Source organism: Vibrio sp. dhg (assembly GCF_003443775.1).
GTDB lineage: Bacteria > Pseudomonadota > Gammaproteobacteria > Enterobacterales > Vibrionaceae > Vibrio > Vibrio natriegens.
Window position 1 is genome coordinate 1901751 of sequence record NZ_CP028943.1, and the last position, 12988, is coordinate 1914738.

12 protein-coding genes are annotated in these 12988 nt (G+C 45.6%); 4 read left to right on the top strand and 8 right to left on the bottom strand.

Annotation, left to right across the window (positions count from 1 at the left end; translation table 11 throughout):
- The first annotated feature begins 26 nt into the window (after window positions 1-26).
- Complete coding sequence (locus DBX26_RS08780; protein WP_118118813.1) at window positions 27-989, top strand: integron integrase; 963 nt, start codon at window positions 27-29, stop codon at window positions 987-989.
- 51 nt (window positions 990-1040) lie between these two features.
- On the opposite strand, the gene DBX26_RS08785 is transcribed toward DBX26_RS08780, so the two are convergent.
- The 8 genes from DBX26_RS08785 to DBX26_RS08820 form a co-directional block, all read right to left on the bottom strand.
- Window positions 1041-1514 (bottom strand): DUF2947 domain-containing protein, encoded by a 474-nt coding sequence (locus DBX26_RS08785; RefSeq protein WP_065299863.1) that lies wholly within the window; start codon window positions 1512-1514, stop codon window positions 1041-1043.
- Between the two features lie 13 nt (window positions 1515-1527).
- Window positions 1528-2115, bottom strand: coding sequence for an HD domain-containing protein (locus DBX26_RS08790; RefSeq protein ID WP_118118815.1), 588 nt, complete (start codon window positions 2113-2115; stop codon window positions 1528-1530).
- Between the two features lies 1 nt (window position 2116).
- A complete protein-coding gene (gene rimJ, locus DBX26_RS08795) occupies window positions 2117-2701 on the bottom strand; it encodes a ribosomal protein S5-alanine N-acetyltransferase (RefSeq protein WP_118118817.1) in 585 nt (194 codons plus the stop codon).
- Between the two features lie 36 nt (window positions 2702-2737).
- Window positions 2738-4282, bottom strand: a complete 1545-nt coding sequence (gene tyrR, locus DBX26_RS08800) for a transcriptional regulator TyrR (protein ID WP_118118819.1) — start codon at window positions 4280-4282, stop codon at window positions 2738-2740.
- Between the two features lie 100 nt (window positions 4283-4382).
- A complete protein-coding gene (locus DBX26_RS08805) occupies window positions 4383-5423 on the bottom strand; it encodes a YcjF family protein (RefSeq protein ID WP_118118821.1) in 1041 nt (346 codons plus the stop codon).
- Window positions 5420-6796: a YcjX family protein gene (locus DBX26_RS08810; RefSeq protein WP_118118823.1), complete on the bottom strand. Its 1377-nt coding sequence runs from the start codon at window positions 6794-6796 to the stop codon at window positions 5420-5422. The genes DBX26_RS08805 and DBX26_RS08810 overlap by 4 nt, the downstream gene beginning before the upstream one ends.
- A 178-nt stretch (window positions 6797-6974) precedes the next feature.
- Window positions 6975-7160 carry a hypothetical protein gene (locus tag DBX26_RS08815; RefSeq protein ID WP_014232347.1) on the bottom strand — a complete coding sequence of 62 codons (186 nt, stop codon included), beginning with the start codon at window positions 7158-7160 and terminating at the stop codon, window positions 6975-6977.
- A gap of 175 nt (window positions 7161-7335) precedes the next feature.
- A complete protein-coding gene (locus DBX26_RS08820) occupies window positions 7336-8853 on the bottom strand; it encodes a fumarate hydratase (RefSeq protein ID WP_014232348.1) in 1518 nt (505 codons plus the stop codon).
- Window positions 8854-9141: 288 nt separating this feature from the next.
- Between DBX26_RS08820 and pabB the strand changes: the two genes are divergently transcribed.
- The 3 genes from pabB to DBX26_RS08840 all read left to right on the top strand — a co-directional run bounded on the left by pabB (window position 9142) and on the right by DBX26_RS08840 (window position 12918).
- Window positions 9142-10503 carry an aminodeoxychorismate synthase component I gene (gene pabB, locus DBX26_RS08830; RefSeq protein ID WP_118118827.1) on the top strand — a complete coding sequence of 454 codons (1362 nt, stop codon included), beginning with the start codon at window positions 9142-9144 and terminating at the stop codon, window positions 10501-10503.
- Between the two features lie 196 nt (window positions 10504-10699).
- On the top strand, window positions 10700-11299 hold the full coding sequence (locus DBX26_RS08835; RefSeq protein ID WP_020335522.1) for a CoA pyrophosphatase: 600 nt from the start codon (window positions 10700-10702) through the stop codon (window positions 11297-11299).
- Window positions 11300-11664: 365 nt separating this feature from the next.
- The gene (locus tag DBX26_RS08840) at window positions 11665-12918 is read left to right on the top strand and encodes an aromatic amino acid transport family protein (RefSeq protein ID WP_014232351.1); all 1254 of its coding nucleotides are present in this window, start codon (window positions 11665-11667) and stop codon (window positions 12916-12918) included.
- Window positions 12919-12988 lie beyond the last annotated feature (70 nt).

Sequence of the window (12988 nt, forward strand, 5' to 3'; positions counted from 1 at the left end):
TATAAATAAACAGGTTACATATCGTTATGAAATCCCAATTTTTACTTAGTGTAAAAGAGCATATGCTAATGAGTCATTACTCAAATAAAACGATTGAAAGTTACCTATTTTGGATCAAGCGTTATATCGTTTTTCATCAGTTTGCACATCCATCTAAGTTGTCAGAAGAGCATGTAGTTCAGTTCCTTAGTCACATTGCTGTCAAAGATAAAGTAGCAGTAAAAACTCAAGCGTTAGCGCTTTGTTCAATTGCATTTCTCTACCGAGATTTCTTTCAGACACCGCTCTCACTCGAAATGCGATTTCAAAAGTCACTAACTGAGAGAAAACTTCCTGTCGTATTAACACGAGACGAGATTCGTCGATTTATTCAACATATCGATCCCAAATACAAGCTTCAAACACTTCTACTCTATGGTTCCGGGCTTCGCTTGATGGAGTGCCTAAGATTAAGAATTCAGGACATTGATTATGATTATGGTGCAATCCGTGTCTGGCAAGGTAAAGGCGGAAAGAACCGTACGGTGACATTAGCAAAAGAGCTACATTCTTCCCTAAAAGCACAAGTGGATCTCGCTCGAAGTTATTATCAAAAAGATTGTCACATGCCTGGCTACGCAGGTGTTTATATTTCAGAGGGTCTACAACGTAAATACCCAAACGCACAGTTGGACTTTAACTGGCACTTTCTATTTCCATCAGCAAAACTAAGTGTTGACCCAGAAATGGGAGAGTTAAGAAGACATCATATCAACGAGAGTGCTCTACAAAGAGCCGTCAAACGCTCTGCGAAAGACGCGGGAATCGAAAAATCGGTAACGTGCCATACGCTAAGACATAGCTTTGCCACGCATCTACTCGAGTCAGGTGCCGATATCAGAACAGTTCAGGAGCAGTTAGGGCACTCAGATGTAAAAACCACACAAATATACACTCACGTTATCGAAAGAGGAGCAAGTGGCGTGCTAAGCCCTCTATCAAACCTTTAAAAAGATAAAGCCACCAAATTGGTGGCTTAATATAATAATTTCAACAGATTACTAATGGCGTTCGCCCAGTTTAACATTGCCTTTTGAGTCAAACCAAAGAGCTTGAGCGCGACGGCGGCCAAGCAACATTGGGCCATCATCATAGAACAGGAAGTTCTTCCAATGCTTTTTGAAGATAGACCACTTGGTTTCGATGACGTTGTATTTCTCGTAACAGAAATAAACGGTCACATCGTCTTGCCAATCGATATGTGTTTCCACTTCGGTTGGCATTTCTGGCTCGTCAGATTCCCAAGCGGCCATCCAGTCGACAGTTTCTGACCAGTTGGACTCTTTCATCGGCCAATCTTGAGAGCTCAAACGGTCCATATCAGGGCTTTGCGCACTGATGTTCTCTTTCCAGAACTGAGCGGAGCGAGCCTGACTCATCGGCTTTATCTGCGCTAAGTCTTCTTCTGGTACCGGCATCGACTGGTGAGTAAAAATCCATTTTCTTTGGTATTCGTCCAAAGGCAAATAAGACATTCAGTCTCCTTTATTACGACTTCAGCCAACCTTTATCGGTGGCATCTTCAATTATTTCTTTCGCTTTGTCCCACAATGTGACAGAGCCAAGTTCAATTCTTTTGTTAATAGTAAGCGCTTGTTCACGCGTTACGCCATGTTCTTGCCAACTCTGACCGTCATTATGATAATTCAGAAGCATTGGTATTAAACGGTCGAGGGCTTTTGCATACTTTGCATCGTCAGTTTGTGCCGCTTCAAATTCATGCCACAATGCCAATAGCTCTTTGCCTTGCTCGCTTGGCAGTATTCCGAATAAACGTTCTGCGGCTTTGATTTCTTTTTCCGCCTGCTCTTTTGAAGCGGCCGTATCATAAACAAAGGTGTCGCCCGCGTCGATCTCTACGACATCGTGGATCAACAGCATTTTCATGACTCGGCAAATATCGACCGGGGCATTGGCATGTTCTTCCATCAAGACGGCCATTAGGGCTACGTGCCAACTGTGTTCTCCGCTGTTCTCCAATCTGCCTTCCGCGCTTTTAACACGGGTTCGACGAAGCACATTTTTCAACTGATCCAACTCTATTAGTAGCGTTAGCTGCTTCTCTAGTCTTTCCATATTATCGAGCCTTTGGTTGCCAGTCTGGTTTAGTCAGTGAGGTTAAGATATGATCTTGCCACTCGCCATCTATCAAAAGATAGTCCTTCGCATAGCCTTCTTTATTAAAGCCAACATGTTCCAGAACCGCTTCGCTGCGTTTATTGTGCGGCATGTACCCTGCTTGAATTCGATGCATATTTTGTACGTCGAACATGTAATCACAAGCCATTTTAAGACCACGACGCATGTATCCGTTACCCTGCGCCGTTTGGGCAAGAGAGTAACCAACGCTGCATGAGTGGAACGGGAAGCGAACCAGGCCGCTGAAGGAAATTGTTCCTAACATGCGTTGTTTTTGGGTATCAATAAGAAGGCAGTAATAGCCTAGCCCCTGACGGTGGAGTTCGCTTAGTTTAATGAGTTTTTGTAGCCAACCATTGACGGTAAAGAAGGCGTCCTCACGGGTTGGTTCATACGGCTTTAAATACTCGCGATTCACCTGAAAATATTCAGCGATCATATCTGCATCAGCGATTTCAGCAGTACGCAGAAGTAAGTCGCCGTCCAACTTATGAACGGTGACGGATGAACTTTTATCTTCCATTACAAATGACAACGTCCGTTTTCTCTTCGTTCAGGATTAATTCTTACGAATCCCATAGTCACGCAGTTTATTGGCAATTGACGTATGTGATACATTCAAACGCTTCGCCAGCTTGCGACTTGATGGGAATGACTGATACAAACGCTCAAGGATCTGAGATTCGTAATCACGCATGATCTCATCCAAAGAGCCATCTAAATTGAGTGTCGCACTGCCACCACCGACCGATTGAGGTTGTGGCAAATTAAAGTGTTCAACCTTCAATAAATGCCCATCCATCTCGGTTAACGCGCGCAGAACCATATTATCCAGCTGACGCATATTACCCGGCCATTGATAGTTTGCGAGTCCGTCGATCAAATCTTCGTCGAAATCAGGTTTATCAATACCCAATTGCTGCGCGTGCTTAGTCACAAACAGCTCTAATAGTGGAGCGACATCATTAGAGCGCTTGCGTAAAGGAGGAATCGTCAACGTAAGAACGTTCAGGCGATAGTATAAATCTTCACGGAACATGCCCGCTTCCGACAGCTCAGCAAGATTGTGCTTGGTAGAGGCGATAATGCGCACATCAACGTGCATTTCATCCTCTGCGCCAACTCGACGGAAATTACCATCCTGAAGAAAACGCAGTAGCTTGATTTGCAAGTGGGAGCTCATTTCACCAATTTCGTCCAAGAAGACGGTGCCGCCATTCGCTTGTTCAAAAATGCCTTTGTGCCCCTGCTCGTGGTTAAATGAGCCTGGCGCATGGCCGAACAGTTCAGTTTCAGCCACATCATCCGGCATAGACGCGCAGCTCAGTACGAGGAAAGGCTTACTCGCTCGGCTAGATCGGCTGTGACACGCTTTTGCCAGCATTTCTTTACCAGTGCCAGTTTCACCTTCAATCAATAACGGCTGATCAAGGACAGACAGCTTCTTGGCTTGATTCATCAATGCTTTATGGCGGTTAGATAATCCGACAAAGTGTTCAAAACCAAGCGGGTTATGCAGCGGCACGGCTTCTTCAATTCGCGAAACTTGCTGGCTGGAGCGAATCGTGATCAACGTACTCGCCAGTGTCGAGTTTTGCGCTTCATCTTTAATATAAACCGGCATTAACTCGAGAATGTAATCCAGACCATCAATCACCAGATTTTCACGAGTTCGGGCGTTCACCCCTTCTGACCAACGGGAGAAACGCATGCTTGGTAATAGCGTACCAATTTGCGTACCAATCACCTCTTGCTTGTGCAAACCTAGCAGAGACAACGCAGACATGTTGGCCATGTCTACCGAGCCTTTAAGGTCGATAGCAAAGACGGGATCTGGCAGATTATCCACCAGCGAAAGCAGCTCGGTATTATGGCGTTCCATGGGCATGAACTGGATTTTACGTACGTCTTTAACCCCCGAAATACGTCGGATTTCGGCCATTAATTCGCTAAAGGTATCAAAATCAATATCCGGGCAATTCAAATATATAATGCCGCTGATATCAATCTCGATACCACGCAAGTCGATACTTTTAGATGCTAAAATATCGAGCAGTTCTCGGGTAAGACCGAGTCTATCTTCACATAAGACTTCAAGACGCACTGAAAATATCCCAATTCACAACTGTCAGGAAAAGTTGACAGTAGTTTCTATCAAGCTTGGAATGGCGTCAAGCAATCCTATTCATCAATGGTGATATTGGTTACGGTTTCATCGTAATTGATGCAACTTTCGCCACTACCGCTTTGCGAATTGTACCCAGTTTAACCTGACGCTCAGGATACCAAGGTAATGGGCGCAACAGTGTCATCGCTTTTAAGCCCAAACGCGCAGTAAGAATACCGACACCAAGCCCCTGACCTGCGCGAGCTGATACTTTGCCCGCAAGATCCATCGACATTAAATCCATGCCAGCATCAATCGCTAGCTCACTCGCACCAGCGGCAGCCATATTCACGAAGACCGCTTTTAACAGTTTTATTCGCGACGCATAGCCCAGTTCTACGCCATAGACTTTGGATAAGTTGTCGATCATTTTGAAGTTACGCCAAGCTACCAAAAACATATCTGCTGCGGCGAGAGGGCTGACTGCAACTAACGCTGCGGATTCGGTGGCATGTTGAGACACGATCTTTGTAGCCAGTTTGTCTTGCTGACTGACCACCATTGAGTCGTACATATCGAGAATTTCAGCGTCGCTGTGTGCAGGGTTAACGCTGTTTTTCCAGCGGTCAAAGCCCGGATTTTCTGCCAATACCCCACTTGTTTCAGCCACTTTTTCACAAAACGCTTTGCCCTTGCCCACGCTATCACTGCCAACAAGCAATTCACTCTCTTCTTGGATACTGAAGTGGTTTCTCAGTTTACGCAGCTTCCACAACTCCTTGCCTAGCGCGCCAATACCAAATGAGGCGATGGTTGCAATAAAACCTGCCCATCCCAATGCAAGCCAGTCGGACGTTTGAACCGCCGTGACAACTGAATCGATCGCCTGCCACCCCACCAGACCAGAAAACGCGGTAAGTAACCCTGTCGCCAACCATTTTCGACCAGATTTAGGGCGAATCACATGCTCAAGCTGCAATTCCTGCTCCGTTTCTTGCGGCTCTTCTTGCACGGTAACAGGCACAAAGGTTTCTTTGTCACTAAAGGCCTGTTGAGCAGTTAAATCCTCTGGTACAGAATCCTGTTCTTTTTCTAGTACATTGTCGGAGAAGACCTGCTTTTGTTTGAATTCACTCATTTCAACTTATCTCCGATCAGGTAATCCAGTGCTTTGTCTAAACGTATATGTTTCATCGGTTCATCACTTGCTGACGGCATTGGACGGAACGAAGTGAAATCAAAACCACTGTTTTGCCAATATGCCGCATTCGGTAGTTTCCTTGGTACTTCACCAGGGAACATCGTCATTGGTTCGCCATCCAGTGTTATGCCTTGTAAAGCCGGAACAGCCTTATCGCCGGTGGAAATAAACCCCGGCGTCGTGGCCTGAATCGAAGCAATACTCATACAGCTCATTTCAATGTTCTCATACGCGGCAGTTTGCCAAGCGGGATGCACCATCTGCTGGAGCAAAGAGACTAAATTCGGATGCTGTTCTGGCGTAACATGGTCTGCTTTGGTTGCAGCAAAGAGAACTTTGTCGATCTTTGGTGAAAAAAGTCGACGAATAAAACTGCTGCGCCCGTAGCGGAAGCTATGCATGATTTGCTCCAGCGCCTGACGCATATCGTAAAACGCCTCATCTCCGGCATTTAAAGGTTGTAAGCAATCCACCAGCACGATTTGGCGGTCAAACGTCGCAAAGTGATGTTTATAGAACGCCTTCACCACTTTTTGCTGATATTCATGGAAACGCGCTTCTAGCATTGCTAGATTACTACCTTTAACAGGCTTGCTCTCTACCTCAACCCGACAAGGGAAAAATTGCAGAACCGGCGCTCCGGCCAATTCACCCGGCAGAACAAAACGCCCTGGTTGAACCCAATGCAACCCTGCGTCTTTACAACCATGTAGATATTGCGTGTAAGAATGCGCAATACTCTCGAGCTGCTTTTCATTGACACTCTCGTTAAGGTCCAGGTTTTCCAGTTCTTCTAACCACGTTTCTGCCAACTGACTGCGTTGACCTTTTAGCGCATTAAACTGCGTTTGCGACCAGGTGGCGAAATCCATATCCAGAAGCGGTAAATCAAGCAACCACTCTCCCGGGTAGTCAATGATATCCACGTTGAGCACCGCGGTTTTGCTCAATAACTTTTTGGTGGTTTTATTCGGCTTATATTTCAGCGCCAGACGAATTTCACTAACATCACGCGTGGGCACTGGCCACGCTGGAGGCGTGGCATGAATTTGAGCGATGGCTTCATCGTAAGCAAAACGCGGAACCATCATGTTCGATTGAGGCTCACGTTTAGCGCCTATCAATCGTTTGTCTCTGGCCGCGGCCAATAATGGCAAATTGTCGTGCGTCGCCGTATAAAGCAGCTGATCGACCAGGGAAGTAATAAACGCCGTTTTGCCCGCTCGGGATAAGCCTGTAACGGCGATTCGGACATTAGAGTCCATGCCACGGTTGATAAAGTCATTCACTTCTTTTGTTATTCTTTTCATGCTTTTTATTTATCTCATTAGTAAACGACGAAGGTATGAGTCCAATTTTACATACATTAATCAAAGATGAACAAACGACTCACAGCAAAAGGCATTGCCCAAAAACACAAAAGCCCCTGAGAATTCTCAGAGGCTTCGGTATTCTAACTATCGATCAAACGATTTAAGCGTAAACGTTCTAATCTTCTTCAATCAGTTTGTAGATAACGAATAGCGCCACCTCTAGCACTACCCACAATACACACGTAATCGTGACGTATTTTTCATCAAAGATACTGATACCGTGAAGAATCAAGTCATAGCCAACAAAGCCACCCACCACAACAGCAAGAATAATTTGTAGAATTTGAATAAAACGAGGCATGCCGTCTCCTAATTATTATTGTTCGCATAACGTCTGTTGCTATGCCCAAAGGTTAATATACCTAGTATATAGACAAAAAGTGCAGTTTTCGCTGCACTTTTGTCAATTGTTTGCTAGGTAAATCAGCACCTTGTCACATTCTCAAGACTGAGACGTCCTCAAAGTGCCATTTACATTAAGCTTCCATCTCTTGGATTTTTACTTTCCAAGTGTCCGGACCAATCTGGTGAGCGTTCACACCGTTTGAGTCTACCGCGACTGTTACTGGCATGTCTTCTACTTCAAATTCGTAGATCGCTTCCATACCCAGATCTTCAAACGCTACTACGCGCGCTTTCTTAATCGCCTTCGCAACCAGGTAAGCCGCACCGCCAACCGCCATCAAGTAAACCGCTTTGTGCTTCTTGATAGATTCAACGGTCGCAGGGCCACGCTCTGCTTTACCGATCATGCCCATAATGCCCGTTTCATCAAGCATCATGTCGGTGAATTTGTCCATACGAGTTGACGTAGTCGGGCCAGCAGGACCTACGGCTTCATCACCCACAGCGTCTACAGGGCCAACGTAGTAGATAAATTTACCTTTGAAATCGACACCTTCAGGTAGACCCTCGCCATTTTGCAACATAGTCTGGATGCGTTTGTGTGCCGCATCGCGACCAGTAAGAATCTTACCAGAAAGAAGAACTGTCTCGCCTGTCTTCCACTGCTCAACATCAGCTTGTGTCACTTCGTCTAAGTTAACGCGACGAGTATTCGCGCCCGCTTCCCAAGTGATATCTGGCCACTCTTCAAGCTTAGGCGGCGTTAAGTCTGCCGGGCCTGAGCCATCTAGCGTGAAGTGTACGTGACGAGTCGCAGCACAGTTCGGGATCAAACATACTGGTTTAGAGGCTGCGTGCGTTGGCGCGGTTTTGATCTTAACGTCAACTACGGTAGTCAGGCCGCCAAGACCTTGCGCACCGATACCAAGTTTGTTTACGCGATTGAAGATATCAAGACGAAGCTCTTCTTCTGCGTTTTGTGGACCACGGTCGATAAGCTCTTGAATATCGATGTGCTCCATTAGCGATTCTTTTGCCAGTACCGCTGCTTTTTCAGCCGTACCGCCGATACCAATGCCAAGCATGCCCGGAGGACACCAACCAGCGCCCATCGTTGGCAGTGTTTTTTCTACCCACTCGGCAATATCATCAGATGGGTTTAGCATCACCATCTTGGTTTTGTTTTCACTGCCGCCGCCCTTCGCCGCGATCTGAATTTCAACTTTATCGCCCGGTACCATATTGATGTGTACTACCGCTGGCGTGTTGTCTTTCGTGTTAATACGTTTACCAGCAGGATCCATCAAAACCGATGCACGCAATGGGTTATCTGGATTCGTGTAGGCCTGTCGAACGCCTTCATCTACCATTTGCTGAACCGTCATGTCCGTCGAGTCCCACTGAACGCCCATGCCGATGTTGACAAAACACGTCACGATACCGGTGTCCTGACAGATTGGGCGGTGGCCTTCTGCCGACATACGGGAGTTAATTAAGATCTGCGCAATCGCGTCTTTCGCGGCTTGGCTCTCTTCGCGGTGGTAGGCTTTTTCAAGGGCTTGAACAAAGTCTAGCGGGTGGTAGTAAGAAATGTACTGTAGCGCATCAGCAACACTGCTGATGACATCCTGCTTGCGAATTACCGTCATTACATGCCTCGTTATAGTTATGCTTCCATTACTGGCTTGGCTTCAATCGTGTTTGTTGAGCAAGTTGCTCTTTTGAGCTTCATTTTTATAAACACATTATATAAACAGTTGTCGGATGGCTGATCTCGACACACGAGTTACTGAAGTCGCCTTCTTGTATAGTAAAACCTCCTCAGAACCCTTTGTATAGAGGAAGTTTGGCTATACGGTGGAATATGATACTCTTGCTGCCCATGACATGCCATGCAGTGAACGATCTCTTTGTCACAAATTACACAAATGAACAACATGGATAATCAATTCATTGATTTTAAAGCGTTGGATTACGCACCAGACTTAGCACTTCACCTTTTTTCGCGTATTCAGCATCAGCCTTGGGCGATGTTGCTGCGTTCTGCGTCAGAAACTCACATCGACAGCCGTTTCGATGTGCTTGTTGCAAACCCGGTAGCAACGTTAGAAACCATTGCCGATAACACACGCATCAAGACACCATCTGACGATTATGTGTCGGGCGACGACCCCTTTTCTCTACTCGATCAATTGCAACAGCAATGGCTACCGAGTGTTGAGCTCGATTCAGAGTGGGATCTGCCTTTCGTAGGCGGTGCGCTCGGCTACTTCAGCTATGATTTAGGTCGCCGCGTAGAAGCCATGCCTGAGCTTGCGGAAAAGGATTTGCAAACAGCGGATATGGCGGTTGGACTTTATCAATGGGCGATCGTTGTCGATCATAAACTAAGCAAGGCCTGTATCGTTGGGCAAAATATTGCTCAAGCGTGGGATTGGCTCGATAAACAAACCGCCGTACAAGACGCTGAATTTAGTTTGACTGGCGCTTGGCAATCGAACATGACCGAGCAATCTTACTGTACTCGCTTCAATAACGTGCAAGAGTACCTGCTAAGCGGTGACTGTTATCAAATCAACTTAGCGCAACGCTTTAATGCGCCATACACTGGCAGTGAGTGGCAAGCTTACCTGAAGCTCGAATCCGCAAACCAAGCGCCTTTTTCTGCATTTATTCGTATGCCTGAGTCTTCGATTTTAAGCATCTCACCAGAACGTTTTCTGGAGCTAAAAGAGAGAGTCATCGAAACCAAACCGATCAAAGGGACACGCCCACGCAGTCTGGATGCAGAGCAAGACAAGGCGAACGCCCATGATTTGCAGACCGCAGAGAAAGATCAGGCTGAAAACTTAATGATTGTCGATCTGTTGCGAAACGATATTGGCCGTGTTGCCTCACCTGGCAGTGTTCATGTACCAAAATTATTCGATATCGAGAGCTTCCCGGCGGTTCACCATTTGGTCAGTACGATTCGTGCTGATTTGGATGAACAGTATTCGCCTGCGGATTTGTTGCGAGCTTGCTTCCCTGGCGGTTCAATCACTGGTGCACCCAAAGTGCGTGCGATGCAAATCATTGAAGAGCTAGAACCTCATCGACGCAGCGCTTACTGCGGCAGTATTGGTTACATATCTCGCCATGGTCGCATGGACACCAGCATTACCATCCGCACTTTGGTTGCAGAAAAAGGCAACTTGTATGCTTGGGCCGGCGGTGGCGTCGTGGCAGACAGTGAATGCGCGGCCGAGTATCAGGAGACACTGGATAAGCTGTCGAAAATTTTACCAGCATTGAAGTAACGCCAGCGATATTCTTCAAACCATATCTCAACGCCTCCTAAACTGGAGGCGTTTTTGTATTAGCGTTTTTACATTAGCTTTCTTACCCTAACGTCTGATTTACTCCGGTTCACCATCGTTATAATCTTGATAACACATTGAGAGAGGATGTTGCTCCTCTATAATTATCAATAGATAGTAGATAAAAGGACGCCATTTGGTCATCAACAAAACGAAGCTACTGCAAAACTTTCAACTGCAGTTGCCTACTGGGTATCACAAAGAATCACTCGCTCGATTAAGCTTTTTAAAAGACAAGCCACTGCGTGACGCTGCGGTATTGATTGGATTTGTCGAACGCCCGGAAGGATTGCAGGTCATTTTGACCAAACGAGCTGAACACTTACGCCATCATCCGGGACAAATCAGCTTTCCCGGCGGTAAATTTGAACCTGAAGACATTCACTTAGTGAATACCGCGCTTCGTGAGACAAAAGAAGAAATTGGTATCGCAAATAACGACATACATGTCTTTGGCCAATTACCCAAACTTCCTACCATTAGCCGCTTTAATGTCACTCCATTTTTAGCTTTTGTATCACCAAACTACAAAACGCACATTGACCCCAATGAAGTTGAGTATGTATTCGAAGTTCCTGCAAACCATATTTTGAATCCAAGCAAACTCTACAGCAGCAAATTTAACCTTAAGCAAACTAGCCACCGTGTATTTGCTATTCCTTACCGCCAGCACTTCATTTGGGGCATGACCGCTCAAATTATTGAGTCAATGCAAAGGCACATCATCGCTAAGTAACGGTGATTTACAAATATGTATAATTTCCGAGCAAGCATGAGGCTACTTAGGGGCACTTCCATCCAACATTTCACTTCAAAAAACCTATTCGCAACCTCTCATTTACATTAGTTTAATTTGTCGTTTTCACCGCAAGCGTTTGCGCTGATAAAAATATGTACAAATAAGACTATCAATTAGATTTTCTAATTCCACACATTAGCATTAATCACTAGTAGCACATCATTTTCGTGATAAAAAACAGGTTTTTGACATATTATTCAATAAGCCCGAGCAATACATGACTTAGATCTAATTTTCCCAATGCAAAATCTTGCAAAATTGCACCCGACTTATTTCCTGTTCCCAAAATGAGTAAACATAAAATGAATTCAATCAATTCTGCGGTTTCTACCGCACAATCGTCTAGTAAGTTTTCTTACAAAGACTTCACCTGGTGTCTGTCGCTGTTCGGTACAGCCGTAGGTGCAGGTGTATTATTCCTTCCGATTAAAGCGGGTGCTGGTGGTTTTTGGCCATTAGTAATCCTAGCCCTAATCGCAGCACCAATGACTTGGTTCGCACACAAATCTCTGGCTCGCTTTGTTCTTTCAGCTAAGAATCCAGAAGCAGACATCACTGACACAGTAGAAGAGCACTTCGGTAAAACTGGCGCAAACCTTATTACTTTCGCTTACTTCTTCGCTATTTACCCTATCGTACTTATCTACGGTGTCGGCATCACTAACACGGTTGACTCATTCCTGGTTAACCAAATGGGCATGGAATCTATTCCTCGCTGGCTACTGTCTGGTGCTCTGATCGCAGCAATGACTACAGGTGTGGTATTTGGTAAAGAGCTCATGCTGAAAGCAACATCAGCAATGGTTTACCCACTGGTATTCATTCTACTAGCGCTGTCTTTCTACCTGATTCCTGAGTGGAATACTTCAATGATGGAAGTTTCACCAAACTGGGGTGAAATGCCTTCAATCGTTTGGCTGGCAATTCCAATCATCGTGTTCTCATTCAACCACAGCCCTATCATTTCTCAGTTCTCTAAAGAGCAACGTCGTGTTTACGGTGAAAATGCAGTGAAGAAAACTGACGCTATCACTGGCGGTGCAGCAATGATGCTAATGGGCTTTGTTATGTTCTTCGTGTTCTCTGTGGTTCTTTCTCTGTCTCCAGAGCAGTTAGCTACAGCTCAAGCACAAAACATCTCTGTTCTTTCTTACTTAGCGAACGTTCATGAGTCTCCACTGATCTCTTACTTAGGTCCACTGGTTGCGTTTGCAGCAATCACTTCTAGCTACTTCGGTCACTTCCTGGGTGCTCACGAAGGTCTGGTTGGCCTAATCAAGTCTCGCTCTAACACTCAAGTAAGCAAGATTGAAAAAGCGTCTCTAATCTTCATCGTACTGACTACTTGGGTGGTTGCTATCGTTAACCCAAGCATCCTAGGTATGATTGAAACGATGGGTGCGCCAATGATTGCGGCAATCCTATTCCTGATGCCTGTTTTCGCTATGCACAAAGTTCCAGCAATGGCGAAGTACAAAACTTCAGCACCTGTGCAAATTTTCACAGCTATCTGTGGTCTTGCAGCGATTAGTTCTGTAATCTACGGCGCTCTTTAATCTCAGCTGAAATACCAGCGTGATTAATCGAAAAATATAACGATAAAAAATTAAGCCTCCCAAATCCCCT

What these genes read in the sequence shown, in the direction of transcription:
- DBX26_RS08820 (WP_014232348.1), bottom strand. Translation starts at nt 8,853, where the DNA reads ATGACGGTAATTCGCAAGCAGGATGTCATCAGCAGTGTTGCTGATGCG.
- DBX26_RS08805 (WP_118118821.1), bottom strand. Translation starts at nt 5,423, where the DNA reads ATGAGTGAATTCAAACAAAAGCAGGTCTTCTCCGACAATGTACTAGAA.
- pabB (WP_118118827.1), top strand. Translation starts at nt 9,142, where the DNA reads ATGGATAATCAATTCATTGATTTTAAAGCGTTGGATTACGCACCAGAC.
- DBX26_RS08840 (WP_014232351.1), top strand. Translation starts at nt 11,665, where the DNA reads ATGAATTCAATCAATTCTGCGGTTTCTACCGCACAATCGTCTAGTAAG.
- DBX26_RS08815 (WP_014232347.1), bottom strand. Translation starts at nt 7,160, where the DNA reads ATGCCTCGTTTTATTCAAATTCTACAAATTATTCTTGCTGTTGTGGTG.
- rimJ (WP_118118817.1), bottom strand. Translation starts at nt 2,701, where the DNA reads ATGGAAGATAAAAGTTCATCCGTCACCGTTCATAAGTTGGACGGCGAC.
- DBX26_RS08780 (WP_118118813.1), top strand. Translation starts at nt 27, where the DNA reads ATGAAATCCCAATTTTTACTTAGTGTAAAAGAGCATATGCTAATGAGT.
- DBX26_RS08790 (WP_118118815.1), bottom strand. Translation starts at nt 2,115, where the DNA reads ATGGAAAGACTAGAGAAGCAGCTAACGCTACTAATAGAGTTGGATCAG.
- DBX26_RS08810 (WP_118118823.1), bottom strand. Translation starts at nt 6,796, where the DNA reads ATGAAAAGAATAACAAAAGAAGTGAATGACTTTATCAACCGTGGCATG.
- DBX26_RS08785 (WP_065299863.1), bottom strand. Translation starts at nt 1,514, where the DNA reads ATGTCTTATTTGCCTTTGGACGAATACCAAAGAAAATGGATTTTTACT.